Here is a 26,130-nt window from a genome sequence, read left to right on the forward strand (position 1 = left end):
GCTCAGGCGCACCCCTGGTGGTCGAGGGCGTGCGGCAGATAGGACCGCAGGAACGCGTCGAGTGCCGCGCGGCGCTTCTCGACGTCCCCCGGGACCGGTTCGTCCGGCACCAGGTCGACCAGGACCACGAACTTCCGGGCCTGCCCCTTGTAGGTGCACGCCTTCACCGCCAGCGCACCGTCGTCGGCGATCCGGGCGGCGGCGCCCAGCGGCGGCCCCGCCTGCGCCGGGTGGCCCATGCTCTCCAGCGACCGGCGCTTGACCTCGAACGGGTCGACGTCGGGGGTGACCACGTCGCCGCTGATGTACAGCACCCGCTTCTTGTCCACGGTCACCTCGCAGCGCGGGCTCTCAGGTCCCTGGTCGTACGTCCGCCGGCCGAGCTTCGAGCCGTCCGGCAGGAAGGGGGCGAGGGTGTCCGCGTCGACCGCGACCCCGCACAGCTCGTCCGGAACGGCGTAGTCCCGCGAGTCCCCGCAGCCGGCCGCCGTGACCGTCAGCGCGGCGGTCAGCACCGCGGCCGCCACGGCCCTGCCCCGGGCCCTCACTGGTCGCCCGACAGACCGCGCGCACGGGCGTTCCCGTCGAACGCGGCGCCGTTGATCTCGCTGGTCAGGGTGTACCGGTTGTTCGCGCTGTCCGGGTTGACCCGCGCCCACTGGTCGGCGAGCCCCTGGAGCTGGTTCTCCCGCGCCGTGAACACCTCGCCGTTCTGCCGGTGGTTCTCGCCGTCGATGCGGGCCTGCTCGTCCAACTGCCACTGGTACGCCAGCGCGTCGATCCCGCGCTGCACGGCGTCCCCGGCCACCGGAATGAAGTTCGCCGCCCCGCCGAAGCCGTGGTAGAGCCACTTCGCGTCCCAGGACGGGTCCTTCTTGTCGGTGTCCAGGGCCTGGTACCTGGCCTCCTCCAGGAATCCGGTGGTGTGTCCCGCGCGCAACAGGGTCTCCTTCGGGTCCTTGGGGTGGTCCTCGTAGATGTCGCGGACCATCTCCTGGTTCAGGGCCTCGTTGAGCATCCCGTACGCGTTCTGGTCGCGGGACACCTGCTTGGTGACCTCCAGCAGCTGGTGGCGGTCCAGCAGCTTCGGGTCGCCCTTGTCGTCGGCGAGGGAACTCGCCGTGTGGTGGACCTCGTCGGCGTGGTTGCCGAGCACGATGGCCATGTCGTCGCGCATCTCGGACGGGAAGTCGTCCCCCGACTCGGAGATGTACTTCAGCGAACGCTCCAGCACCTGCCGGTGTTCGGGGGTGTGTTCCACCGGCCGGGCGTCCGGGTCGTTCGGATTGACCCCGGTGGCCGCCGCGACGAGCGCCTTGCCGGTCGCCTCGTACGCGTGGTTGGAGTCGCCGTGGTCGAGCGGGGTGTCGTCGAAGGTGTCCCGCCGGCCGAGCACGTACTGCGCGTTGTCCTGCGGCTCCTTCGTGTTGAAGAAGTCGGTCGCCGCGTCCGGGCTGTTGGACAGGGCCGTCATGAACCCGGTCATCGGGTCCCGGCCGAACTCCTCGCCCATGAAGTTGAGTTTGGGGATGCCGGGGCCACCGAGGGCGTTCTGCCAGTAGTGCGAGGGGAGCTTCATCTTCTTCTCGGTGGCGACCAGCGCGTTCCCGTAGTCGTTCAGGAACCTGTCGTCGTAGTCGCCGACCCGCATGAAGTTGCTCATCAACTGGAAGCCGTAGACGCTCGTGCCCCGGGTCTTGATCTGTTCGCCGCCGAGCTTCACCATGTCGTCCTCCCAGGCGCGCATCGCCGGGCTGTCGGACTGGGTGGCTCCGGCCAGTGTCAGGCTGAAGTTCTTCTGGAACTCCGCCAACTGGTCCCGGCGGGACCGCACCAGATCGCCTCCGTCGGACACGTCGGTGAGGTCGGCCCAGAAGTCCAGCGTGCCGCGCGGACCGAGCGTGGTCGCGAACTTCTCCTGGAACAAAGGGTCGTTCTTGTACGTCGACAGCGTCCGGTTGAACATGTCGAACTCCTCGGGGGTCATGTCGTCCCCCTTCTTCCTGGCGAGTTCGGCCATGTCCCCGGCCGCCTTGAGCGCCGCCGCCGCCGAGTCACGGTCCGCGTAGGAGGCGTCGGAGAAGCCGTACGGGGTCTGGTCGACGAGCCCGCGCAGCGCCTCCGCCGCGCTGTTGTCGCTCTCGGTGGCGCTGTCCAGGATGACCTGGACCTCGTCGCGCAGCGCCGTGACGTCCGACTCGCTGTGCTCGGGCACCTCGTGGCCCTTGGCGGCCCGGTCCGGGTGGATGTTCATGGTGACGGTGAAACCGCCGCCGCCCGTGCTGGTCACGGTGAGGTTCTTCTTCAGCCCGCGGTCGATGGCGGCCAGCAACTTGGTCTGCTGGGCGATCAGTTCGTCCCGGGTGTCCTGGAGGATGTTCCGGATGCTGGTGGCCTCCGTCGCGGCGTCCGAGAACTCCTTGACGGTCTTGGTGATGAACTCCCGGGTGACGGTGGCGTTCACGCCCGCCCAGTTCGCCTTGTCGGCCTTGGCGGCGAGGTTGTCACGGGCGTCGCCCTTCAGCTCCTCCAGCTTGGTGACCATGGCCGACCAGTCGGTGACGGCCGTACCGAGCTGGGTGAACGTCCCGTATCTCAGCGCTTCCAGGTCCATACGTCTCCCCCGTGTCCCACGGCTGCGGATAGGTGCGGCAGAGTGGCCCACCACGGCTCGGGAGCGTCCTTCGGCCACGCCGGAGCGAGTCCTCCTGCCCTCTGCGACTGCCACGCCATCGTAGATCAGGGGGCGTTGACAGCCGGTCGGCCGCCTGACGGAGCGGTACGGGTACGGCGGCCGGCCGCGTCCCGCCGGCCGGGCGCGGTCGCGGCCCCAGGACGCCGGGCCCGGCCGCTACCGGTCGGCCCTGGGTGCCGCGACCGCCGCCTGGGGGCGGATCGGCAGCCGGCTGACCGGCCGCCCGGTCGCCGCGCGGACCGCCGAGGCGACCGCGGCGGGGGACGTCACCACCGGTACCGCCGAGGCCGCCTTGGCGCCGAAGGGCGCGACCACGTCCCGTTCCTCGATCAGCCTCACGATCCGGATGTCCGGGGCGTCCAGGGCGGTCGGCAGCGCGTACCCGGTGAGGTCGGGATGCCGGATCACGCCACGCGCGGTGCGCAGGTTCTCGGTGAGCGCGGCGCCGATGCCCTGGGTGACGCCCGCCTCGATACGGGTGGCGAGCTGGGCCGGGTTCAGCACGCGGCCGACGTCCTGGGCGACCGCCATCTCGACCACCCGGACCGAGCCCAGTTCGATGTCCACGTCGACCACGGCCCGTACGGCGCAGAAGGCGAGACCGACGAACGCGTCACCCTGGCCCGACTCGTCGAGAGGTTCGGTGGGATGCGGGCGGCACTGGGCGGTGGCCCAGAGCTCCTTGCCGTCCATCGCCTCCATGACCGTCGTGGACAGCACCCCGTCGTACGAGGTGATCTTGCCGTCGGCGATCTGGAGCAGTTCCGTGGACATGCCGAACTTGTGGGCCAGCGGCTGGAGAAGCTGGGTCCTGACCATCTTCGCGGCCCGTTCGACGGCACCCGCCGACACCCAGGTGTGCCGGCCGTGCGTGGCCGGACCCGCGGGCGGCTGGTCGGTGTCGACGGAGGCGACGTGCACCTCCTCGACCCCCAGGACCTCCTGGACGACCTGACGGGCCAGGGTGGAGAAGCCCTGCCCGGTCTCGACGGCGGCGCAGATGACCGTGGCGACCCCGTCGTTCACCCGGACGGTGGCGGTGGAGACCTCGTCGGTGCCCTCGGCGCCCAGTACATGGACCATGCCCAGGGCGTAGCCGACCCCGCGCCGGATGGCTCCCGGCTCGCCCGCCCCCTCCGGTCCGCCCGGCAGCAGCCAGTCGTCCTCCGAGGTGTCCTTGGGCAGCACGGGAAGCCTGAAGTCCCTTACGGATTCGAGGAGTTCGGCCACCGGGGCCGGACAGGTGACCGTCTGTCCGGTGGGCAGGATGTCGCCCGTGGCGAGCGCGTTGCGCAGCCGCAGTTCGGCCGGGTCCAGGCCGAGTCTGGCGGCCAGCTTGTCCATCTGGCCCTCGTAGGCGGCGCAGACCTGCATGGCGCCCTCGCCCCGGACGTGCCCGGACGGCGGGTTGTTCGTACGGACCGCCCAGCCCTCGATGAAGGCGTGCGGGACGACGTACGGGCCGCAGGCGAACGCGACGGCGGCGGCCAGCGACTCGGACGAGGAGTCGGCGTACGCCCCCGCGTCGAGCAGGATCTGGGCCTCCACCTTGACCAGCCGGCCCTCCGCGTCCGCGTGGTGGCGGTAGCGCAGCAGCGTCGGATGGCGGTGGGCGTGGCCGAGGAAGGACTCCTCGCGGGTGGCGGCCAGCTTGACCGGGCACCCGGTGCGCAGCGCGAGCAGGCCCAGGGGAAGCTGGAAGCCGGGGTCCTCGCGGTCGCCGGTCGCGCCGGGGACGCCGGTGACGACGATCTTCACCCGGTCGGGTTCGAGTCCGAAGCAGGCGGCGGCGAGGTCGCGGTCGGTGTGCGGGTCGGTGGAGGCGGTGTACAGCTCGACGCCGCCGTCCGGCCGGGGCACGGCGAGCCCGGCCTCGGCGCCGATCGGGGCCGGGTCCTGGCGGCCGATGCGGTAGAGGCCGTCGACGACGACCTCGCCCGTGACGTCGGGGTCGCCGTAGCGCAGCGGGATGTGCCGGATGAGGTTGCCGTCGGGGTGGAGGGGTTCGGCGGCGAACGCCTTCTCCGGGTCGGTGACCGGTTCCAGCACCTCGTACTCGACGGTGATGGCGGCGGCGGCGAGCCGGGCCGTGTCGGGGTGGTCGGCGGCGACGGCGGCGATCGGCTCACCGTGGTGGCGGACCAGGTCGGAGGCGAAGACGGGACGGTCGACGACCCGGCGGCCGTACGCGCCCTCGCCGGGGACGTCCTGGTGCGTCACGACCGCGCGTACGCCCGGCATCTCCGCCGCCGCGGAGGTGTCGACGGACAGGATGCGGGCGTGTGCGTGCGGGGAGCGCAGCACGGCCGCCCAGAGCAGTCCCTCGGCCCAGAGGTCGGCGGCGTACGGGAAGGTGCCCTCGGTCTTGGCGCGGAGACCGGTGGGCGGGAGCGAGGCACCGATGCCGAACTCGGGCGGGCCGGGCTCGGGGCCCTCGCCGTTCGCCGGGTTGGTGGTACGGGCGGTGCCGGTCGGGCCGGCAGCGGTGGCCGCGTCGCTGGTCACGCCATGCCTCCGTCGTGCGGGTGGGGCTCGTGCTGGGGCTGGTGCTGGTGGTGCTGTTCGCCCCCGGCGCCGGGGGCGGTGGCCTGCTGCGGGACACGGGCCGCGTCCGCGGCGGCCTCCGCGCTCGCCTCGCGGGCCGCGATGACCTCGCCGACGGCGTCGAGGACGCCCCGGTAGCCGGAGCAGCGGCAGAGGTTGCCGCAGAGGGCCTGCCGGGTCTCCAGCTCGGAGGGCGCGTGGTTGCCCTCCAGCAGGTCGTGGACGGTCATGGCCATGCCGGGGATGCAGAAACCGCACTGGACGGCGCCGCAGTTGGCGAGGGCGCGCTGCACGTCGGAGGGTTCCCCGTCGACGGCGAGTCCTTCGACGGTACGGACCTCGCTCCCGGCCGTGGTGGCGGCGGGCACCAGACAGGAGGCGACGAGGCGCCCGTCGACCTGGACGTTGCACGCCCCGCATTCGCCCTGCGAGCAGCCGTCCTTGGCACCCGCGAGGCCCAGGCGCTCACGCAGCACGTAGAGCAGCGACTCGCCGATCCAGGCGTCGGTGACGGGACGGTCGACGCCGTTCACGTGGAGGAGGTAGGAGGCGGCGGGGTGCTCGCTGGGGGCGCCGGGGTGGACGGCGACCGTGGTGTCCGTGGTGTCGGCGAGGGCCGGGGCGTCCGGAACGTCCGTCGTGCCCGGGGTGCTCGCGGTGTCCAGGCCGTCCGTGGTCTCCGGGGCGGGCGCGTCGGCGGTGGCCCCGACGGCGTCGGGGCCGTCCTCGGTGACCTCGGTGACCTCGGCCTCGGCGGTCTCCCCCGCGTCGCTGTTCCCCGCGTCGGCCGTCGCGTCGGCCGTCGGTCCGGCCGTCTCCGTGGCCCCGGCGGCGACCGGTGGCTCCGCCTCGGCCCCCGGCTCCGCCTCCTGACGGGCGGAAACGGCCGTGCCCTCGTCGGCGGGGTGCGGCAGGGCGTCCGGTTCGGGCGCCTGCGCGGCGTCGGGCCGCTCCGGCTCCGCCAGGTGCTCGGACCCGTCGTGCTGAGGCTCCTCCGGCCTCGGCTCGTGCGGCGCCTCGGCCTCCGGTTCGGGGAGCGTGGCCCAGGGGGCGGGCGCCCCGCCCGGCAGCGTCGCCGGCCTGGACGCGTCCCCGTACCACGGGGCGGCCACCGACGACGTCGCGAACTCGCCCGAGTCCTCGGGCAGTTCACCGTCGGCGGCCGGGACCGCCCACTGGCCCGTACCACCGGCCGGAGCCTCGGACGTGGCCTGGGAGAAGTTCCAGTGCCCGGTCGCGGCCGCCGTGTCCTCGTACCGCGACGGGTCCTCGTACCCCGTCCGCTCCCCGTACGGGTACGGGTACTCGGGCCGGTGACCGTGGGACTGCTCGTGCTGTTCGTACTGCCCGTACGGTTCGTGCTGTTCGTTCGGGTCCGGCCAGTGCACCGCGTCGGGCGACGCCGACCGGTCCGCGCCCACACCCGTGCCCGGGTCTGCGTGGGTGCCGGACGCGTGCTGCTCCTGCTGGTTCCGGGTCTGCACGACCCAGCTGCCCATCGCCGCCGGGTCGAGGCCCGCGGCCGGGGTCAGCGGCAGGATCATCGGCGGTACGTACCCCTGGCCGGGCGCGGCCAGCGGGTCGTTCGCCAGGTCCTCGGGGGACAGATGGACGAAGGCGGTCGCCTCGGCGTCGTAGTCGCCGCCCTGCGGGATCGGCTGCCAGCCCCCGTGCCGCTGCTGCTCGGGGTTCTCCTCGGTGCTCACGACAGTGCCCTCCCCAGTGCGCGTCGGGCGAGCGCGGCGACGGTCCGCCGCAAGTGCAGTACGGCCGGCGAGAGCGGCGGCGCCTCTCCCCCGTCGGCGGGCGGCGCCGGGTCGGGGATGCAGGCCGCGGCGACGTACTCGCCGAAGGCGGCCAGCGCGTCGGGCGCCAGACCCCGCGCCCCGTCCCAGTCGATCAGCGAGGCGATCCAGCGCTCGGCGTCCAGGGGGCGCAGCGGCATCGGCGCGATGGCGCCGACCGCGCAGCGCACCCCGCGCCTCGCCGGGTCGAGGACGATCGCGACGGAGGCGGTGGCGCGGCCGGGGCCGGTGCGGCCGGTCGCCTTCAGGAAGACCTGCGGGGCGTGCAGCAGCGGTACGCGTACGAAGCCGATCAGTTCCCCGGGCTCCAGCATCTCGCGGCCCGCCAGCAGGTGCGAGACGGGGATCTCGCGGCGGGCGCCGGACGGGCCCGCGATGACCAGTTCGGCCTCCAGCGCGGCCAGCACCGGCAGGGCGTCACCGGTCGGGGCCGCGGTCGCGATGTTGCCGCCGAGCGTCCCGGCGTTACGGATCTGCGGTGGTCCCGCGGCGCGCGCGGACGCGGCGAGCGCGGGGATGAGGGCGGCGAAGTCGGGCCGCCCCATGCGCGCGTGCGTGAGGCCCGCGCCGAGCAGCGCGTGGCCGTCCTGGTAGTGCCAGCCGCGAAGCTCGCTGATCCGGCCCAGGCCGACCAGACCCGAGGGGCGCAGCAGCCCCTTGTTCACGGCCGACATCAGGTCCGTACCGCCTGCGACGGGCACGGCTGCAGGCATGGCACCGAGCGCCGCCACGGCCTCGTCGAGCGAGGCCGGCAGCGTCACGGACTGCGTCGCCTGCGGTGCGTGCGTGGTCAACCCAGCTGCCCCTTCCCGGTCTCCCGGCTGTCCGCCTGTTCCGCCGTACGGTACGTGCTCACAACCCGGACGTGGCAACTCTGGCACATCTTCGGAGCGGAACGGCGCGAGGGTCCGCGAAGGGCGTATCCGTCCCTGACCTGCGAAATGCTCCAATTTCACGGCTTTTCGGTGGCACGCGTGAATTGCCACTCCTGAGGGTTTCCGGCCGTGACCGTCCCGGTGTGACTGTTCAGTTCGTACGCTCGCCCGGGGGCGGCGGTCCGGGCCCGGACGAAGCGCACGGGTACGGGCCACCGCGCTCCCCGGGGGATCGCGATGGCCCGTACCCGTGCCGGTACTCGTGCCCGTGTCGGTACCCGTACCCGTACCGCCGCCGGGATCACACGTTCGGGGGCGGACCTTCGAGCGGGCGTCCGGCGACACCGGGGCGCTTCTGCCAGGGCAGCGGGCCGCTCGGTCGCCGGTACTCGACGCCGAGCGCGTCGAGCCGGGCGTAGTGCTCGGTCATCCGGCGTTCGAAACCGGCGAAGTCCCGGTCGGCCGAGGCCGGCAGGGCGGACCAGGCGACCTCGGCGAAGGCCGCGAGCCGCGGGAACACCTGGTAGTCCATGCGGGCGCGGTTCTGCATGACCTCGGACCAGACGTTGGCCTGGGTTCCCATGATGTGGTGAACGGCGTCGGGCGACAGGTTCGGCGGAACCGGCTCGAAGCGGTAGACGTCCTCCAGGGTGCGCACGAATCCGATGGGCATCGGCTCGTCCGGGCCGTCGTGCTGACGGTGGTCCAGGTAGACCTGCTGTTCCGGGCACATCACCACGTCGTGGCCGGCCTCGGCGGCGGCGATCCCGCCCCCGTAGCCGCGCCAGGAGGACACGGCCGCCCCGGCGGGCAGGCCGCCCTCCAGGATCTCGTCCCAGCCGATGAGCCGTCGGCCGCGCTCGGCGAGCCAGGTGTTGAAGTGCCGGATGAACCAGGACTGGAGTTCGTCCTCGTTGGCCAGGCCGTGTTCGTCTATGCGGGCCTGGGCGGTCGGGGAGTCCTTCCACTGCTCCTTGCGGCACTCGTCGCCGCCGATGTGGATGAACGGCGAGGTGGCGGCGGGGAAGAGTTCCAGCACCTCTTCGAGGACGCCTTCGAAGAACCGCAGGGTGTTGTCGGTGGGGGCGAGTACGTTCGCGTTGATGCCCCAGGTGTCCCAGACGGAGAGAGCGGTGGTGTCGATGACGTCGGTGTTGCCCAGTTCGGGGTACGCGGCGATGGCGGCCTGCGAGTGGCCCGGGATGTCGATCTCGGGGACGACGCTGATATGCCGTTCGGCGGCGTACGCGACGATCTCGCGGATGTCGTCCTGGGTGTAGAAGCCGCCGTACGGGGTCTCGTCCCACAGCTCCGAGGCGCGGTGGCCGTACTTGGTGCGCGACCGCCAGGCGCCGACCTCGGTGAGCCGGGGGTGGCGCTTGATCTCGATGCGCCAGCCCTGGTCGTCGGTGAGGTGGAAGTGGAAGACGTTCAGCTTGTGCGCGGCGAGCAGGTCGAGGTAGCGCAGCACGTCCTCCTTCGGGAGGAAGTGCCGGGCCACGTCGATCATCAGACCGCGCCAGGCGAAGCGGGGCCGGTCGCTCACGGAGCCGCCCGGGATCGACCAGGTCCGGTCCTGGTCGACCGGCGCGCGCCGGTACGCCTCGGGGCCGAGGAGCTGACGCACGGTCTGGGTGCCGCGGAAGACGCCCGCGGCGGTGACGCCGACGAGGGTGGCGCCGTCGGCGTCGACGTCCAGCCGGTAGCCCTCGGGGCCGAGTTCGTCGGCCGCGGCCGGGTCGAGGCGGAGGCGGATCGCTCCCCGGCCGTCACCGCTGCCGGGGTCCAGCGGCAGTCCGGTGGCGGCGCCGACGGTGGCGCGCAGCAGCCGGGCGACCCCCTCGGTGCCGGGGGCCGCGTCGATGACGGTGTTCTGATCCAGTGCGAAGCTGCCCGCGTCGGCAGGCGTGTCGACGCTCAGGGGCGCCGGAATCAGATGGTGCACGTCAGTCAGTCCTTAACCGCGCCGCCGAGTCCGGAGACCAGGCGTCGCTGTACGAGTACGAAGAAGACCAGGACGGGGATGGTCATCACTGTCGAGGCTGCCATGATTCCTCCCCAGTCGTTCTCATCGGGCTTGAAGAACACCAGCAGCGCCATGGGGAGCGTCGACTGCGAGGTGTCGCTGATGATGAACGACTTGGCGAAGAGGAAGTCGTTCCAGGTGGAGATGAACGAGAAGACGCTGGTCGCCACGAGACCGGGGAAGACCAGGGGGAAGAGGATCTGCCACAGGAAGCGGGTCCGGCTCGCCCCGTCGATGTAGGCCGCCTCCTCCAGGGCCTCCGGGACCGCCTTGACGAAGCCGCGCAGCATCCAGATCGCGAAGGGCAGCGAGAAGGCGAGGTGCGGCAGGATCAGCGAGCCGAGGGTGTTCAGCTGCCCGAAGTCCCGCATCAGGAAGAACAGCGGGATGGTCAGGGCCTCCACGGGCACCATCTGCGCGACCAGGAACATGATCAGCAGCGTGGTGCGGAACTTGAAGCGGAACCGGGTGACGGCCGTCGTCGCGAGGAAGGCGATCAGCGCGGAGACGACGACGACCGTGCCCGCGACGAACAGGCTGTTGAGGAAGTAGCGGCCGAAGTCCTGCTGCGCGAAGACCCGGTGGAACGAGTCGAGCGACGGGTTCAGGGTCCACGGCCTGGGGTTCGTGGACTGGATCTCACCGGCCGGCTTGACCGCCGAGAGCACCATCCAGTAGAGCGGGAAGGCGACCAGGACGGCGATGACGAGCGCCGCGGCCTCGGCGGCCAGCCGTCCGGGCCTGCGGATACGGAGCAGGTTCACAGTTCCTCCCCCTGGCGCCGCATCAGGCGCAGGTAGACCAGCGTGACGGCCAGCAGGATGATCAGCATCACGACGCCGATCGCCGAGCCGAGGCTGTACTGCGAGGACGCGAACGCCTTCTGGTACGCGTACACGTTGAGCACCAGGTTCTGTCCGGCGATGCCGCCGCCGTTGGTCATCACGTAGATCTGGGTGAAGACCTTGAAGTCCCAGATGATGGACTGGATGGTGACGACGACGAGGATCGGGCGCAGCATCGGCGCCATGATCGACCGCCAGATCCGCCACTGCGAGGCGCCGTCGAGCGAGGCGGCCTCCAGGACCTCGGTGGGGATGGCCCGGATGCCCGCGTAGACGGTGACCATCACGAACGGGAACGAGCACCACAGGACTTCGAGCAGGACCAGCACGAACGCGCTGTAGCGCCCGTACGTCCAGGAGAAGTCGCCGAGACCGAGCACCTTGTTGACGGGGCCGAAGTCCGGGTCGAAGAGGAACACCCAGACGGTGGAGCCGGTGATCGCCGGGGTGGCCCAGGCGCCGAGCGCGGCCATCATGAGGACCAGCCGGGGCAGCGCCCTGATCCGGGTCAGCAGGACGGCGAGGGCGCAGCCCACCAGGAGGGTGGAGAGCACACAGGCCGTGGCGAAGACGACGGTGGCGATGAGCACCTGCCAGAACTGACTGTCCTGGAAGAGCTCGGAGTAGTTCCCGAATCCCACGAAGGTGGTCGGCTCGCCGCCGCTCACCTGGGCCTGGGTGTACTCCAGGAAGGAGATCAGGCCGAGCTGGTAGATCGGGTAGACGAGCAGCCCGGCGAGCAGGAGGAGCGCGGGCAGCAGATAGAGCCAGGGGGTCCAGCCGGCCCGCCGCGCGGGCGAGACGGACTGCCGGCGGGGCTTCCCGGGCGGCGTCGAGGGTTCCGGCGCCCCGGCCGGGCCGGTACCGCGGGCGGACGGGACACCCGTCACGCCCGCGGCTCCCGCCGCACCCACGGTCACGGGCTCCGGCACTGGTTGGTTCGCGGTCATGATCAGCCCGCGGCAGCGAACGCCGCGTCCATCTTCTTCGCCGCGTCGTCCGATGCCTTCGCGACGTCCTTACGGCCGCTGACGACCTCCTGGAACATCGTCGGCAGCACCAGCGAGGAGTCGATCTGGCCCCAGCCCGGGGACGCCGGGACGAACTTGGTGCCCGCGCCCAGCGTCTTGACGAAGGGCTCGACGTACGGCTTCTTCTTCGCGACGTCGGCCCGCACGTCGGTGAACGTCGGCAGGAAGCCCATCGCGTCGAACATCTTCGCCTGCGACTGCTTGCCGGTCAGCGACTTCATCAGGTCCACCGCCAGCGTGCGGTGCGAACTGCTCTTGAGCACGCCCAGGTTGTTGCCACCCGCGAACGCCGGGGCGATCGATCCCTCGGCCACGCCGGGCAGCGGCACGACCTCGTACTTGCCCTTCACCGTGCCCGCCTCGACGGCCGCGTGGTTGAAGTCGCCGCCGATCGCCATGGCGGCCTTCCCGCTCGCGAACGCGGTGACCGTCGCGTTTCCGCCCATGGACGCGCACTTGGCGGCCGGGCAGTTGTCGTCGCCGAACAGCGAGGTGTACGCCTCGATCCCGGCGCGGGCCTTCTCGCTGTTGATGGCCGCCTTGTACGTACCGCCGCTCTCGTCGGCGAGTTCGCCGCCGTTCGACCAGATGAACGGCATCGCGCCGTAGGTGTAGGCGCCGCCGACCGCGAGGCCGTACAGGTCCGGCTTCGCCTTGTGGACCTTCTTGGCGGTGGAGATCAGCTCGGCCTGGGACTTGGGGACCGTGATGCCGAGTTCCTTGAAGACGTCGGTGCGGTAGTACAGCGCCCGTACGCCCACGAAGAGCGGCGCGCCGTACACCTTGCCGCCGACCGTCACGGACTGCTTGGCGGTCGGGTCGGTGTCCTTCGCCTCGTCCCAGGCGCCGAACTCGTCGGTCACATCGGCGAGCCCGCCGTCCTTCACGTAACCGGCCGTGTCGGTGTTGCCGTACTCGATGAGGTCCGGCGCGCTCTTCGGGTCGTTGAAGGCGGCCTTGATCCGCTGGGCGCGGGTGTCGACCGGGATGTACTCGACCTCGACCTTGGCGTCCTTGTGGGTCTTCTTGAAGTCGGCGACGGCCGCGTCGACGACCTGCTCCTTCGGCTTGTTGCTGACCTCCTGGAAGAGCCAGACGCGCAGGGTGCCGGACTTGTCGTCCCCCTTGGCGCTGGTGTCGGAGGTCTGCGGCGCGCAAGCGGTGGCGGTGAGGCCCGCCAGCACCAGCGCCGCGGCCGGGGCGGCAATACGGGCAGAAAACTTCATCCGGAACCCCTACCGGTTGGTGTTGCAACATACGCAACGGTCGTTTCGTTCTGCACAACTGGCAGGAGAGTAGGTCCGCGCGCGGAGTCCGACAAGTGGTCTCAACCACTCTGTGACCAGGGGAAGCACCCCGTGCAACGCGAGAAGCCGGTGAAGGGCCTGATGAGGGCGGTACGGAGGCCGATCGGCGAGGGGTGCGCCGACTGCCGCGGAAGCGCGGCGCGGGTGCGTGGTCCACCGGAAAAATCGGCACTCGGTCACCCAGGGAGGCGCGGCGTCACCCGCGGAACGCGGCGCGGCGGAAACGCGAACGGTCCCCGGGCCGCACACACGAGGTGCGCGTCCCGGGGACCGTGGAACGACCGGCCGACCCGGCCGCGGGCCGACCGGCGGCCGCTACTTCTTGTCCTTGCCGCCGCCCTTGCCGTCCTTGCCCTTGTCGCCGCCGGCGCCCATGGACTCGTAGATCTCCTTGCACATGGGACACACCGGGTACTTCTTCGGGTCCCGGCCCGGGACCCAGACCTTTCCGCACAGCGCCACCACGGGAGTGCCCTCCAGGGCACTCGCCATGATCTTGTCCTTCTGGACGTAATGGGCGTAGCGCTCGTGGTCGCCGTCGCCGTTCGACACCTGCGGGATCGGCTCTACGAGGGTTCCCGTACCTGTCCCGCGCTCGGGCTCAAGAGTGCTCATGACCACCAAGGGTACTGAACACCGGGAGGGCTCCGGAGCATCAGTTCAGCGAAGGGTCGTCGGCGTACGTCGCGAACATCGCCAGCTCGCTGCGCTGACGCCGCAGGACCGCCCGCCACAGTCCCTCGGGGTCGGGCGACGAGACGTCGCCGGGCTCCGACTCCACCACGTACCAGGCGCCCTCGGTCAGTTCGTTCTCCAGCTGTCCCGGCCCCCAGCCCGCGTACCCGGCGAAGATCCGCAGCGAGCCGAGCGCGGCGGCCAGCAGCTCGGGAGGGGTCTCCAGGTCCACCAGGCCGATCGCCCCGTGCACCCGCCGCCAGCCGACCGGGCCGGCGCGTTCCGCTCCTCCCGGCCCCGACGGGGGCCCGGGGCGCGGCCCCTCGCCGCCGGGGATCACCGCCACCCCGAGCGCCGCGTCGAGCGAGACCGGGCCGCCCTGGAAGACGACCCCGGGTTCGCCGATGAGCCCGGCCCACGATCCGAGGATGTCACCGACCCCGATCGGGGTCGGCCGGTTCAGGACCACGCCGAGGGAACCCTCCTCGTCATGGTCGAGGAGGAGTACCACCGCGCGCGCGAAATTGGGATCGGTGAGTGCGGGTGTGGCCACGAGCAGTCGCCCTGTGAGCGAGGACACCTCGGTCATGGCAGAAATGATCCCGCATCTTCACGGCCCGCGGGGCCCGGGACGCCCCGCCGGGCGCGGGGCGCCGACGGGCGCAGCTCAGAAGCGCCTCGGGGCGCATCGACGCACGCGGGAGCGCACGGCCGGGCGCCCGCCGGACGGTGACCCTGTGCGAGGCTGCTGGAGCGGAGCGTGTTGTGGCTGTTTTCTGACGTTCGGACACCGCCCTTCGGCCGACGGCGGGAGACCATGGGCCCATTACCCTTTTGGCTGGCCCCCTGTCCGACCACTCCGGAACGCGAGATACATGACCGGCAACGATGTCCTGCTTGTCCACGGCGGCACCCCGCTGGAGGGCGAGATCCGCGTCCGAGGCGCCAAGAACCTGGTCCCGAAGGCGATGGTCGCCGCGCTGCTCGGCAGCGGTCCCAGCCGGCTGCGCAATGTGCCCGACATCCGCGATGTGCGGGTCGTCCGCGGCCTGCTGCAACTGCACGGCGTGACCGTCCGCCCGGGGGACGAACCGGGCGAGCTGGTCCTCGACCCCACCCACGTCGAGAGCGCGAACGTCGCCGACATCGACGCCCACGCGGGCTCGTCGCGCATCCCGATCCTCTTCTGCGGCCCGCTGCTGCACCGGCTGGGCCACGCCTTCATCCCGGGCCTGGGCGGCTGCGACATCGGCGGACGGCCGATCGACTTCCACTTCGACGTGCTGCGCCAGTTCGGCGCGACGATCGAGAAGCGGGCGGACGGGCAGTACCTGGAGGCCCCGCAGCGGCTGCGTGGTACGAAGATCCGACTGCCGTACCCGTCGGTGGGCTCCACCGAGCAGGTGCTGCTGACGGCCGTCCTGGCCGAGGGCGTCACCGAGCTGTCCAACGCGGCCGTGGAGCCGGAGATCGAGGACCTGATCTGCGTCCTGCAGAAAATGGGCGCGATCATCTCCGTGGACACCGACCGGACGATCCGGATCACCGGCGTCGACCGGCTCGACGGCTATACGCACCGGGCGCTCCCGGACCGCCTGGAGGCGGCCTCCTGGGCGTCCGCCGCGCTGGCGACCGAGGGCAACATCTACGTCCGCGGGGCCCAGCAGCGCTCGATGATGACCTTCCTGAACACGTTCCGCCGGGTCGGCGGGGCCTTCGAGATCGACGACGAGGGCATCCGCTTCTGGCATCCGGGCGGTCCGCTGAACGCCATCGCGCTGGAGACGGACGTGCACCCCGGTTTCCAGACGGACTGGCAGCAGCCGCTGGTGGTGGCGCTGACGCAGGCCGCGGGTCTGTCGATCGTGCACGAGACGGTGTACGAGTCGCGGCTCGGCTTCACCTCGGCGCTCAACCAGATGGGCGCCCACATCCAGCTCTACCGCGAATGCCTCGGCGGGTCCGACTGCCGGTTCGGCCAGCGGAACTTCCTGCACTCGGCGGTCGTGTCCGGGCCGACCAAGCTCCAGGCCGCGGATCTGGTCATCCCGGACCTCCGGGGCGGGTTCTCGTACCTGATCGCGGCCCTGGCCGCCCAGGGCACCTCACGGGTGCACGGCATCGACCTGATCAACCGGGGTTACGAGAACTTCATGTCCAAGCTGGAGAAGCTGGGCGCGAAGGTCGAGCTGCCCGGCGGCTCGCTGGTCTGACACCCGGTCCCCCGTCCTGGACCACGCATGACGAAGGGCGGCCACCCTGGTCAGGGTGGCCGCCCTTCACTGTGCCCGGTGCCGTGACCGGCACCGAAGGACCTACTTGCCCTTGGCGGCTTCCTTGAGCTTCGAGCCCGCGGAGACCTTCACGCTGTAGCCGGCCGGGATGTTGATGGGGTCGCCGGTCTGCGGGTTACGTGCGGTGCGAGCGGCACGGTGGGTGCGCTCGAAGGTCAGGAAGCCGGGGATGGTGACCTTCTCGTCGCCCTTGGCGACGATCTCACCGACGGTCTCGGCGAGGGCGGCCAGCACGGCGTCGGCGTCCTTGCGAGTCACCTCGGCACGGTCGGCCAGGGCGGCCACCAGCTCACTGCGGTTCATGTTGTTACTCCCGTGTTCTTCTTGCCTGTGAGGCGTGAGATCAAAGCCGATGCTGCCAGGGCCCTCGGACAGTCCCCGGACCCGGGTCTGACCTTCGCAGACCTCGCGCCCCATGGGGTCTCCCCTGGACGTAGTCCTTGGGGAAGCATCCTGCCCCCACCTGTGGCGGGAACGCCAATCCGGCGTCCTCCGGGATAACCCGAAGATCACCACTGCCTCGTCGTAGTGACGTTACGTCGACTCCCCGAGGCGGTCCGCAGCGGGTGCGGGGTCTGTCGGGCTCGCTGCCCGCCCACCCTAAAGGGGCGTTTGGGACCCCGCGACCCACGACGCGCCGTAGGTCAGGCCGAGGTGGGCCCCGTCACAGCCACTCCCTCGGCCTTGGCGGCGGCCCGGACGGCGCCCGCGACCGCGCCCGCGACCTTGTCGTTGAAGACCGAGGGGATGATGTAGTTCCGGTTCAGTTCGTCCTCGCCGACGACATCGGCGAGGGCGCCCGCGGCGGCGAGCATCATCTCCGTGTTGACGGCGCGGGACTGGGCGTCCAGCAGCCCCCGGAAGACGCCGGGGAAGACCAGCACGTTGTTGATCTGGTTCGGGAAGTCGGAACGCCCGGTGGCGACGACCGCCGCGGTCTGGCGGGCGACCGCCGGGTCCACCTCGGGGTCCGGGTTCGCGAGCGCGAACACGATCGCGCCGTCCGCCATGGCGGCGACGTCGTCGCCGTCCAGGACGTTGGGCGCGGAGACGCCGATGAACACGTCGGCGTCGACGACAGCCTCCTTGAGGGTGCCGGTGATGCCCTTGGGGTTGGTGTGGTTCGCGATCCAGCACAGCGGCGAGTCGGGGTCGGCGGAGACCAGGTCCTCGCGCTCGGCGTGCACCACACCGTGGATGTCGGCGACGACGGCGTGCCGGACGCCCGCCGCGATGAGCAGCCGCATGATGGCCGTACCGGCCGCCCCGGCGCCCGACATGACGACCCGCACGTCCCCGATGTCCTTGCCCACCACGCGCAGCGCGTTGGTCAGCGCGGCCACGACGACGATCGCGGTGCCGTGCTGGTCGTCGTGGAAGACGGGGATGTCCAGGGCCTCGCGCAGCCGCGCCTCGATCTCGAAGCAGCGGGGTGCGGAGATGTCCTCCAGGTTGATGCCCGCGAAGCCGGGAGCGATGGCCTTGACGATCGAGACGATCTCGTCGGTGTCCTGGGTGTCGAGGCAGAGCGGCCAGGCGTCGATGCCCGCGAACCGCTTGAAGAGGGCCGCCTTGCCCTCCATCACGGGCAGGGCGGCCATCGGGCCGATGTTGCCGAGGCCGAGCACGGCGGAACCGTCCGTCACGACTGCGACGGAGTTGCGCTTGATGGTGAGCCGGCGGGCGTCCTCGGGGTTCTCGGCGATCGCCATGCAGACCCGGGCCACGCCGGGGGTGTAGATCATCGAGAGGTCGTCACGGTTGCGGATGGGGTGCTTCGACTGCATCTCGATCTTGCCGCCGAGGTGCATCAGGAACGTACGGTCGGAGACCTTTCCGAGCACCACGCCCTCGATGTCGCGCAGACCTTCGACGATCTCGTCCGCGTGCGCGGTGGAGCTGGCCGCGATGGTGACGTCGATCCGCAGCTTCTCGTGGCCGGAAGCGGTCACGTCGAGGCCGGTGACCGAACCGCCGGAGGACTCCACGGCCGTGGTGAGCTGGGAAACCGCCGTGCCGCTCGCGGGTACCTCCAGCCTGACCGTCATCGAATACGAGACGCTGGGCGCCGTTGCCATGGCCGTGTCCTTCGCTTTCCTTAGCTTCATTGCTAACGCGGTCGGGCCCACGCCGCGGCCACGCGTTCCGATATTCGCACCTACTGGCCGGTAGCCGGTAATTAATGCCGCACTTCGGAATCTCTTTTCCACGATACGGGAAGCTGTTTCACCTCATGCGGGAGGCCGCCCGCCGACGCGACAGCGGCCCTGGGGCCCGCGCCGGCGAGGACCCCGAAAAGGCCCCCCAACACGGACAGACCCGCGTCACCAGAGGGTGACGCGGGTCTGTTCTCACTGCTTCGTTCACTGCTGTGTCTTCAGTGCTTGGGTGACACCGGCCCGCCATGCTCGCCTCGCGGCAAGTGGTCGCTCGAAGCGACTAAGGTTGGGCCCGGGGGCTTGGATCGAGCCGGTGCCAACACCAGGCTAACAAACCACCCGGGGAAGTGATTCCTCCACGACGGGTTGACCTGAGATCAGTCTCTGAGCAGATCCGGAATTCCGTCCTCGTCCGGCAGATCGCGCTCCCCCGACACCACCGTGAGCTGCTGCGTCGCCCGGGTGAGCGCCACATAGAGCACCCGCAGCCCGGCCGGCGACTCGTCCGCGATCTCGGCGGGCGAGACGACGACCGTCGCGTCGTACTCCAGGCCCTTCGCCTCCAGACTGCCCAGCGCCACCACCCGGTCGCCCAGCTCGGCGAGCCACTTGCGGGCCTGACCGCGCCGGTTCATCGCGACGACCACCCCGACCGTGCCGTCGACCTCGGCGAGCAGCCTGCGGGCCTCCTCGCGGACGGTCGCGGCCAGATCGCCGTCCCGTACGGTCTCGAAGCGCGGCCGTACGCCGGTGGAGCGGACCGCCGCCGGGGACTCCATGCCGGGCATCGCCAGCGCCAGCACCTTCGCGGCCAGCTCGGCGATCTCCGCCGGGTTGCGGTAGTTGACGGTGAGCGTGAAGCGGCGGCGCGGCCGGTTGCCCAGCGCCTCGTCACGGGCCTCGGCCGCCTCGTCCGGATCGGACCAGGAGGACTGCGCGGCGTCCCCGACGACCGTCCAGGTGGCGTGGCGCCCCCGGCGGCCCACCATGCGCCACTGCATGGGCGTCAGGTCCTGCGCCTCGTCGACGATGACGTGCGCGTACTCGGTGCGTTCCGCCGCCAGCCGTTCGGCCCGCTCCCGCTGGGTCTCCTCGCGCTGCGGCATCAGCTCCTCCAGCCCGGTGAGCTGGTCCAGCGGGTCGTACTCGCGCTTCTTCTTCGGGCGGCTCGGGGTGCCGAGCAGGGTGTGCAGCTCGTCGAGGAGCGCCACGTCGTGCACGGAGAGCGGCCCCCGCCCGTCGGGGCCGAGCCGCTTCAGCGAACGGGCCAGCCGGCGCACCTCACCCTGGTTGAGGACCCGGCGCGACCAGCGCGCCAGCCGCCTCTCGTCGGACATCGCGGCGAGCACCGAGCGGGGGGTGAGTTCCGGCCACCACGCGGCCAGGAAGTCGAGGAAGTCGTTCTCCGTCGAGACGTCCTCGTCGAAGGAGGAACGCAGCTCGGCGGCCAGTTCCGGGTCGGTGTAGCGGCCCCGGCCGGACGACTTGTTCCACAGGGCGTCCAGAAGCAGTCTGCGGGCGCGCGGGCGCAACAGGTTGACGGGGGCGGTCCCGCCGAGGACGGACTGCCGGATGCGGTCCAGCTCGTCGGCGTTCAGCTCGACCCTGGTCCCGAAGGCGACCACCCGGAGCCGGGTGAGGGCGCCGGTGGGCCGTCGGGCCGCGGGCTCCTCGTCGCCGAACGCGAGCTGACCGTCGTGGGCCGGGGCCGTCCGGTCCGCCCCGGACCGCTCCAGGGCGCCCCTGGACGCCTTGCGGAGCACCTGGAGCATCCGGGAGGAGCCCTTGATCCGGGCGACGGCCGGTTCGTCGTACGTGGTGGCGCCTTCGGGCGCCGCCTCGTCGGCCAGCGAGCCGACCGCGCGGATCGCGACCTGCCCCTCCTCGCCGAGCGAGGGCAGCACTCCCTCGGTGTACGCGACGAGGAGCGGGGTGGGCGAGACGACGAGGATGCCGCCCGCGTACCGCCGCCGGTCCTGGTAGAGCAGATACGCGGCCCGGTGCAGCGCCACCGCGGTCTTGCCGGTGCCGGGGCCCCCGGCGACCTCGGTGACGGAGGCGGCGGGCGCCCTGATCACCATGTCCTGCTCGGCCTGGATGGACGAGACGATGTCCCGCATGGTGTGGCTGCGGGCCTGGCCGAGCGCCGCCATCAGGGCGCCGTCGCCGACGACCGCCAGCCGGTCACCGTTCAGGTACGCCGTCAGCTCGGGACGCATCAGGTCGTCCTCCACCCCGAGGACCTTGCGGCCCTTGGAGCGGATGACCCGGCGGCGTACCACCCGGCCCGGGTCCTTCGGCGTCGACCGGTAGAACGGCGCGGCGGCCGGGGCCCGCCAGTCGATGACGAGCGGCGCGTAGTCGGAGTCGAGGACCCCGATGCGGCCGATGTGCAGCGTCTCCGCGATGTCCGCGGTGGCGTCGTCGCGCACGGCGTCGTCCGCCGGGGCGACCGAGGTGAACGCGCCGTCCGGGCCGCGTTCACCGTCCTTGCCGAGCAGCAGGTCGATCCTCCCGAAGAGGAAGTCCTCGAACTCGCTGTTCAGCCGATTGAGGTGAATACCGGCCCGGAAGACCTGGGCGTCCCGCTCGGCGAGTGCTCCCGGGGTCCCCACCTGGCCGCGCTTGACGGCATCGTGCATAAGAAACTCAGCCTCGTGGATCTTCTCCTCAAGGCGGCGGTACACCTGGTCCAGGTGCACCTGCTCGACACCGATTTCCCGGTCCCGCAACGAATCGACAGCGGCATCCTGCGCGGCCACCGAGGCCCCCTTCTGACGTGCGTTGGGCAGCCGTCAACCGTACGCGACAAAGGGCCCGCAGCGCACCTGCGGAGAAGATTGCGATTACGCGTCGGCCACGCGCCCGAGCCGGCCGCCCTCCCGGGGCCCCGCCCGCCCGCGCCCACCGCGCCAGGGGCCCGCACGCCCAAGCCGACCCCCACCCCCACCCCCACGACCCCCGCCCCCACGACCTACGCGCCCGTGCCCACCGCCCCCGGGACCGCACCGGACAGCGCCGCGACCCGTCTTCGGTGCCTCGCCACCCGCTCCCGGTTGCCGCACACCTCGCTGGAGCACCAGCGCCGCCGTCGCCCGCGCGAGGTGTCCAGATACAGCCGTCGGCAGTTGTCGCCCTCGCAGCGGCGCAGCCCGCCCCGCGCCACCGGGTCCGTGAGCAGTTCCACGGCGTCCCGCGCGACGGCGGCCAGCAGTGACCGGCAGTCGGGCTCGGCGCTGAGGGTGCGCACCAGCACCCCGCCCTTGCCGCGCTCCGCCCGCCACACGGGCGGCGCCCCCGCGGCCAGGACGTTGATCCGGTCCAGTGCGCCGTCCGCGCCGTGTCCGGCCAGCTCCGCCGACATCAGCCGGTCGACGCACATCCGCAACTCCTGGAACCGCACCACCCAGTGGTCGTCCACCAGGTCCGACGCGCGGTCCACCGGGAGCAGTTGGTTGGCGACCAGCCAGTGGGCGAGCCGGTCGGGCCCGTCGAGCCGTTCGCACGCGCCGGAGGTGTCGACCCCCGTCGCCACCAGGTCGAGGCAGGGCCGCCCCGCGTCGAATCGCCAGTCGTACGAGCTGAGGCCCGCTGTCATGCGCCTGCCACCGCCTTGGATCGCGGGTACGGAGTCTCCACACCCTGGGTGCCCGTCACCGGTCCCGGCCGGAAGCCCCGCCACCGCGTACCCCGCGGCCGTGCGCTCCCGTACGGTGTCGCAATGCGCATCGATCACCGAGGGACCACTCTCTCCGTGGGGCGGCTGCTTCTGCGCCCCTGGCATGACGGAGACATACCCGCGATCGTCGCCGCGTACCGCGATCCGGCGGTACGGGCCGGGGCGCGGGCCCCGGTGACGGGCGAGCCGGAGGCGCGGCGATGGCTCGAACTCCAGGACGAAGGGCGCGAGTCGGGCATCCGTCACAGCTTCGCCGTCGTGGAGGGGGCCGACGACGGACGCGGTGGCGAACCCGTCGGGAACGTCACGCTGAAGTACCCGGACCCCGGCTCCGGCCGGGCGGAGGTCGGCTACTGGACGGTCGCGGGCGCGCGGGGCCGTGGAATCGCCCCCCGCGCGCTCGGCGCGCTCACCGACTGGGCGTTCACGGTCTTCGCCGACGACGGTCTCGTACGGCTCGATCTGCTGCACCAGGTGGACAACGCGGCGTCCTGCCGGGTGGCGGAGAAGAGCGGGTACGCCCTCGTGGAAGTCCTCCCGGCCGTACCGTCCTGGCCGCAGAAAGGCCATCGGCACCGGAGATGCGCCCCGGCCTCCGGCGGCTGACCGGCCGCCCCGGCCGACGGGTCCGTGTCGGCCGGTCAACGGCCGACGGACGCGGATCAGCCGGTCACCGGTCACCGATCACCGATCACCGATCACCGGCCGATGGACGCGGATCAGCCGGACACCGGCCGTCGGGGTCACCGGCCGTCGGGGCCACCGGCCGTCGGGGTCACCGGCCGTCAGGGCCACCTGCCGTCGGGCGTGTTCATCCCGTCAACGGCGCGTCGTGCAGGATGCGCTGGAACAGCCGGTGGTCGGCCCACTCCCCCGCGATGTGCAGATAGCTCCGGGCCGTACCGATCTCCTCGAAGCCGGTCTTGGCGAGGACCCGCTGTGACGCCGTGTTGGTGAGGACCGTGCCCGCCTCCAGCCGGTGCAGGCCCAGCCCGTCCCTGGCCGTCTCGCAGATCCGCCGTACGGCGGCCGTCGCCAGCCCCCGGCCCGCGTGGTCGACGTCGACCCAGTAGCCGAGCGTGGCGCTGTGGAAGGCGCCGAACGTGATGTTGGACAGGGTGAAACCGCCGACGACCAGGTCCTCGTCGTCGGCCAGCACCCAGGGCATGCCACGTCCGGCGGCGCGTTCCGCCAGCAGGCCGGCCAGGCGGTCCCGCTGCCCCTGCTCGGTGTAGTAAGCCTCCGGTCGTACCGGTTCCCAGGGACGCATATGGGCGCGGCTGCGGGTCAGGGCCCCGGCCATGGACCGGGCGTCACCGGGCGCCGCGGGCCGCAGCCGTACGCCCGGGGCGAGGGGGTGTGATTCGTCGGTCATCCCCGCACGGTAACGCGGGCCCCGGGCGGTCCGGAACGCCCGGCAGCGACCGCGGGGCCCGGTGGCCCCGGTGCGTCGGCCCGGCTCAGGAGTCCTCGGGCGCGGGCCCCGGACCCCGTACCGCCCCGGCCCTGGCCGGGAGTTCCCGGCACAGCACCTGGACCAGCGGACCGAGCCGGAACCGCTCCGGCTGTACGGTCTCGACGCCGTGGTCCCGCAACGGCACCGCGGTGACCGGCCCGACGCACGCCGACAGGACGTCCCCGCGCAACGCCTCCAGCACCCTCGGCAGCAGCCCGCGCTCCTCGGCGCGGTTCAGGAGCGACGCGGCGGCCGGGGCACTAGTGAAGGTGAGGGCGTCCAGACCGCGCGCGACGGTGACGTCGATCAGCCGGTCCAGGGGGGCGATGTCCTCCGGTGGCATCCAGCGGTAGACCGGTACGCCCACGACCTCGGCGCCCGCCCCGCGCAACGCGTCGATGAGGCCGGGCAGGGGTTCGCCGTGCAGTTGGAGCGCGATCCTGCGGCCCTCGACGCCCTCGGCGAGGAGCCGGTCGAGGACTTCGGCCATCGACTCGGAGGCGGGCGACCACCGCTCGGTGAGCCCGGCGGCCCGGACGGCGCCCTTGACCTTGGGGCCGCGTGTCAGCAACTCGGCGCCACGCAGCCGGGCCAGCAAACCGTCGCCGAGCCCCCAGCCCTCGGCGGCCTCCAGCCAGCCCCGGAAGCCGACCGCGGTGGTCGCCACCACCACATCGGGCGCCTTCTCGACCAACCGCTTCGTGGCGTCCAGGAGTTCGCCGTCGTCCGCGAGCGGCACGATCCGCAGCGCCGGAGCGTGCAGGACGGTGGCGCCCCGCCGCCGCAGCAGCGTGGCGAGTTCCTCGGCCCGGCGGGCGGCGGTGATCCCGACCGTGAAACCGGTCAGGGGCCCGTCCCCCGATCCGGCCCCGGTCCCCGCTTCGGCCTCCGACGAGGGTGCGTGTCGTTCGTCTTCTTCGCGCATGGTGCTTCCCGGCTCCAAGTCCCGCTGCTGCTCCTGCGACCTCCCCACGACAGGGAGTGGAGTGGATCAGACCTTGGCCGTCGCGACGGCGGCCTTCCCGGAAGTGCCGTTCGGCCACAGCCGGGGCCTGCGCTTGGCCGCGACGTCCTCGACCCATCCGAACAGGAGGATCGCCATTCCTATCAGCGGCCAGATCAGGATCAGCATGAGCACATTGCCCGACGCGTCGATGTACGTACCGAGGTGGTCCCCGACCCAGGGCACGCTCCACAGCTGGTCGATGATCAGGCTCGTCCCCATGAACAGCAGGTTGTGCCAGAGGTAGATCGTCACGGCCCGGTTGTTGGCCAGCGTGACCAGGCTGTCCCAGGCCGCGAGCCTGCCGGGCAGCTTCTGCCAGGACGGCGCGTACTGGAGCAGGATCACGCAGAAGCCGAGTGACCAGGTGGCCTGGGCGAGCGGGATCTCGTCGAGGTTCCAGCCCTCTTCGGTGAGGTGGCCGGACGCCCACCACAGACCGAACGCCATCATGATCGCGGCGGAGGAGACCGAGATGTAGCGCGGGATCTTCTTCAGCAGCCCGTCGTTGTGCGCGAAGCCCAGAATCCAGCAGGCGCCGAACACCGCGAAGTCGCCGACGGCCTCACCCGTCGCACCGGGGATCGTGACGACGCCTGTGCCGATCACGGCGGTCAGCGCGACCGGGGCGAGCAGCGTCGCCCAGGGCAGCTTGCGGAACGCCTTCAGCAGCAGGGGCGAAGCGAGGACGAACCACAGATAGGCCCGGATGTACCAGAGCGGGCCGGCGGCCTGGTCGGCCCAGCTCTGCTCCAGGAAGCCGCCCTCGGAACCGTTCTCCCAGGGGTACGGGGGCGAGCCGACCGGGAAGATGTAGCAGCCCAGCTTGATGAACCACCAGATCCCCTCCCCCCGGACCGGTTTCCAGCTCAGCGCGAACATGACCGGCACCACGCACAGCGAGAACGCCCACATGGGGGGCAGCAGTCGCCGCATACGGCCACGGATGACGCCCCACGCCGGACGGGCCAGCGAGCGGGCCATCAGCGAACCGGCCAGCGCGAACATCACGCCCATGGACGGGAAGAGGACCGTCAGCCAGGCCCAGCCGAACAGGTGGAAGACGACGACACGGACCAGTGCGACGGCGCGCAGCAGGTCGAGATAGCGGTCACGGCCGCCCTTCTTGGGCGGGGCCGGGGCCTCGGGCGGCTCGGGAGCGGGCTCCGTCGCGGTGGCGGTCATCGTGGTGGTGGCGGTCGCCGTCCCACCTGCCCCGGCGGGGAAGGGGTCCCCGCCGTCGGCCTCGAACTGTCCGGGATACGACGCCTCGAACCCTGCCTGGTCCTGCCCCGGGTACGAGGCGAACGGCTGCTCCTGGGCGCGCCCGGGGTACGCGGCCCCGGACTGTCCCGGGAAGGGGCGCTGCCCAGCGGTGGGGTACTGCCCCTGGACGGTGTCCTGGCCCGGGAACGGCCCCTGCCCGGGGAACGGACGCTGCGGCGCCGTGCTCCGGTCCCGGTCCGCGAAGGGATCGAAGGCGCCCTGCCCCTGACCTGCGGACGGGCCGCGGTCCTGGCGCGCGAACGGGTCGAAGGCGTCCCGCCCCGATGGCCGGCCCTGGCCCTGGCCCTGATACGGGTACGAATCCCCGCCCGGGTCCTCACCGGAGAACGCCCCCCTCTCGGAGAGCGCGCCCCTCTCAGGGAACGCCCCCCTCCCGGAGAACGCGTCCCCCTCGGGGAACGCCCCCCCGTCGGCGTACGGCTCCGGCGTGCGGAACGGCTCCGTCCCGT

At 71.7% G+C, this 26,130-nt stretch carries 19 protein-coding genes and 1 pseudogene; 2 read left to right on the plus strand and 18 right to left on the minus strand.

Going from position 1 to position 26,130, the window contains the following annotated elements:
* Window positions 1-2: 2 nt before the first annotated feature.
* The 11 genes from PZB75_RS10020 to PZB75_RS10070 form a co-directional block, all read right to left on the minus strand.
* Complete coding sequence (locus tag PZB75_RS10020) at window positions 3-527, minus strand: hypothetical protein (protein WP_275534950.1); 525 nt, start codon at window positions 525-527, stop codon at window positions 3-5.
* A gap of 17 nt (window positions 528-544) precedes the next feature.
* Complete coding sequence (locus PZB75_RS10025; RefSeq protein WP_275534951.1) at window positions 545-2,614, minus strand: DUF6571 family protein; 2,070 nt, start codon at window positions 2,612-2,614, stop codon at window positions 545-547.
* A 237-nt stretch (window positions 2,615-2,851) separates the two neighbouring features.
* Entirely contained in the window at window positions 2,852-5,200 is a 2,349-nt protein-coding gene (locus PZB75_RS10030; RefSeq protein ID WP_275534952.1) for a xanthine dehydrogenase family protein molybdopterin-binding subunit, read from the minus strand.
* Window positions 5,197-6,945 carry a 2Fe-2S iron-sulfur cluster-binding protein gene (locus tag PZB75_RS10035; RefSeq protein WP_275534953.1) on the minus strand — a complete coding sequence of 583 codons (1,749 nt, stop codon included), beginning with the start codon at window positions 6,943-6,945 and terminating at the stop codon, window positions 5,197-5,199. Before PZB75_RS10035 ends, PZB75_RS10030 begins: the two co-directional genes overlap by 4 nt.
* Window positions 6,942-7,838, minus strand: a complete 897-nt coding sequence (locus tag PZB75_RS10040; protein WP_275534954.1) for an FAD binding domain-containing protein — start codon at window positions 7,836-7,838, stop codon at window positions 6,942-6,944. The genes PZB75_RS10035 and PZB75_RS10040 overlap by 4 nt, the downstream gene beginning before the upstream one ends.
* A 382-nt stretch (window positions 7,839-8,220) precedes the next feature.
* Window positions 8,221-9,864 carry a beta-N-acetylhexosaminidase gene (locus PZB75_RS10045; protein WP_275534955.1) on the minus strand — a complete coding sequence of 548 codons (1,644 nt, stop codon included), beginning with the start codon at window positions 9,862-9,864 and terminating at the stop codon, window positions 8,221-8,223.
* Window positions 9,865-9,869: 5 nt separating this feature from the next.
* Complete coding sequence (locus PZB75_RS10050; RefSeq protein ID WP_275534956.1) at window positions 9,870-10,709, minus strand: carbohydrate ABC transporter permease; 840 nt, start codon at window positions 10,707-10,709, stop codon at window positions 9,870-9,872.
* Entirely contained in the window at window positions 10,706-11,680 is a 975-nt protein-coding gene (locus PZB75_RS10055; protein ID WP_275534957.1) for a sugar ABC transporter permease, read from the minus strand. Before PZB75_RS10055 ends, PZB75_RS10050 begins: the two co-directional genes overlap by 4 nt.
* A gap of 62 nt (window positions 11,681-11,742) precedes the next feature.
* A complete protein-coding gene (locus PZB75_RS10060) occupies window positions 11,743-13,047 on the minus strand; it encodes an extracellular solute-binding protein (RefSeq protein WP_275534958.1) in 1,305 nt (434 codons plus the stop codon).
* 396 nt (window positions 13,048-13,443) lie between these two features.
* Window positions 13,444-13,743, minus strand: a complete 300-nt coding sequence (locus PZB75_RS10065; RefSeq protein ID WP_275534959.1) for a DUF3039 domain-containing protein — start codon at window positions 13,741-13,743, stop codon at window positions 13,444-13,446.
* Window positions 13,744-13,783: 40 nt separating this feature from the next.
* Window positions 13,784-14,392, minus strand: coding sequence for a YqgE/AlgH family protein (locus PZB75_RS10070; protein ID WP_275534960.1), 609 nt, complete (start codon window positions 14,390-14,392; stop codon window positions 13,784-13,786).
* A gap of 286 nt (window positions 14,393-14,678) precedes the next feature.
* On the opposite strand from PZB75_RS10070, the gene murA reads away from it, so the two are divergent.
* Window positions 14,679-16,016, plus strand: a complete 1,338-nt coding sequence (gene murA / locus PZB75_RS10075; protein WP_275534961.1) for a UDP-N-acetylglucosamine 1-carboxyvinyltransferase — start codon at window positions 14,679-14,681, stop codon at window positions 16,014-16,016.
* Window positions 16,017-16,118: 102 nt separating this feature from the next.
* Here murA and PZB75_RS10080 read toward each other — a convergent pair whose 3' ends face one another.
* From PZB75_RS10080 to PZB75_RS10095, 4 genes are all read right to left on the minus strand, one after another.
* Window positions 16,119-16,400, minus strand: coding sequence for an HU family DNA-binding protein (locus tag PZB75_RS10080; RefSeq protein WP_003968811.1), 282 nt, complete (start codon window positions 16,398-16,400; stop codon window positions 16,119-16,121).
* Window positions 16,401-16,741: 341 nt separating this feature from the next.
* A complete protein-coding gene (locus tag PZB75_RS10085; protein WP_275534962.1) occupies window positions 16,742-18,175 on the minus strand; it encodes an NAD-dependent malic enzyme in 1,434 nt (477 codons plus the stop codon).
* Between the two features lie 458 nt (window positions 18,176-18,633).
* Window positions 18,634-21,018, minus strand: coding sequence for a UvrD-helicase domain-containing protein (locus PZB75_RS10090; protein ID WP_275534963.1), 2,385 nt, complete (start codon window positions 21,016-21,018; stop codon window positions 18,634-18,636).
* Window positions 21,019-21,230: 212 nt separating this feature from the next.
* On the minus strand, window positions 21,231-21,854 hold the full coding sequence (locus tag PZB75_RS10095) for a CGNR zinc finger domain-containing protein (RefSeq protein ID WP_275534964.1): 624 nt from the start codon (window positions 21,852-21,854) through the stop codon (window positions 21,231-21,233).
* A gap of 123 nt (window positions 21,855-21,977) precedes the next feature.
* Here PZB75_RS10095 and PZB75_RS10100 point away from each other — a divergent pair, with 123 nt between their 5' ends.
* Window positions 21,978-22,541: a GNAT family N-acetyltransferase gene (locus tag PZB75_RS10100; protein WP_275534965.1), complete on the plus strand. Its 564-nt coding sequence runs from the start codon at window positions 21,978-21,980 to the stop codon at window positions 22,539-22,541.
* Window positions 22,542-22,746: 205 nt separating this feature from the next.
* On the opposite strand, the gene PZB75_RS10105 is transcribed toward PZB75_RS10100, so the two are convergent.
* From PZB75_RS10105 to PZB75_RS10115, 3 genes and pseudogenes are all read right to left on the minus strand, one after another.
* On the minus strand, window positions 22,747-23,310 hold the full coding sequence (locus PZB75_RS10105; RefSeq protein WP_275534966.1) for a GNAT family protein: 564 nt from the start codon (window positions 23,308-23,310) through the stop codon (window positions 22,747-22,749).
* 127 nt (window positions 23,311-23,437) lie between these two features.
* Window positions 23,438-24,316 (minus strand): annotated as a pseudogene (locus PZB75_RS10110) (uroporphyrinogen-III synthase); the annotation flags it as partial.
* Window positions 24,317-24,382: 66 nt separating this feature from the next.
* Entirely contained in the window at window positions 24,383-25,579 is a 1,197-nt protein-coding gene (locus PZB75_RS10115) for an acyltransferase (RefSeq protein WP_275538655.1), read from the minus strand.
* Window positions 25,580-26,130 lie beyond the last annotated feature (551 nt).

Source organism: Streptomyces sp. AM 4-1-1, from assembly GCF_029167625.1.
Taxonomy (GTDB): Bacteria; Actinomycetota; Actinomycetes; order Streptomycetales; family Streptomycetaceae; genus Streptomyces.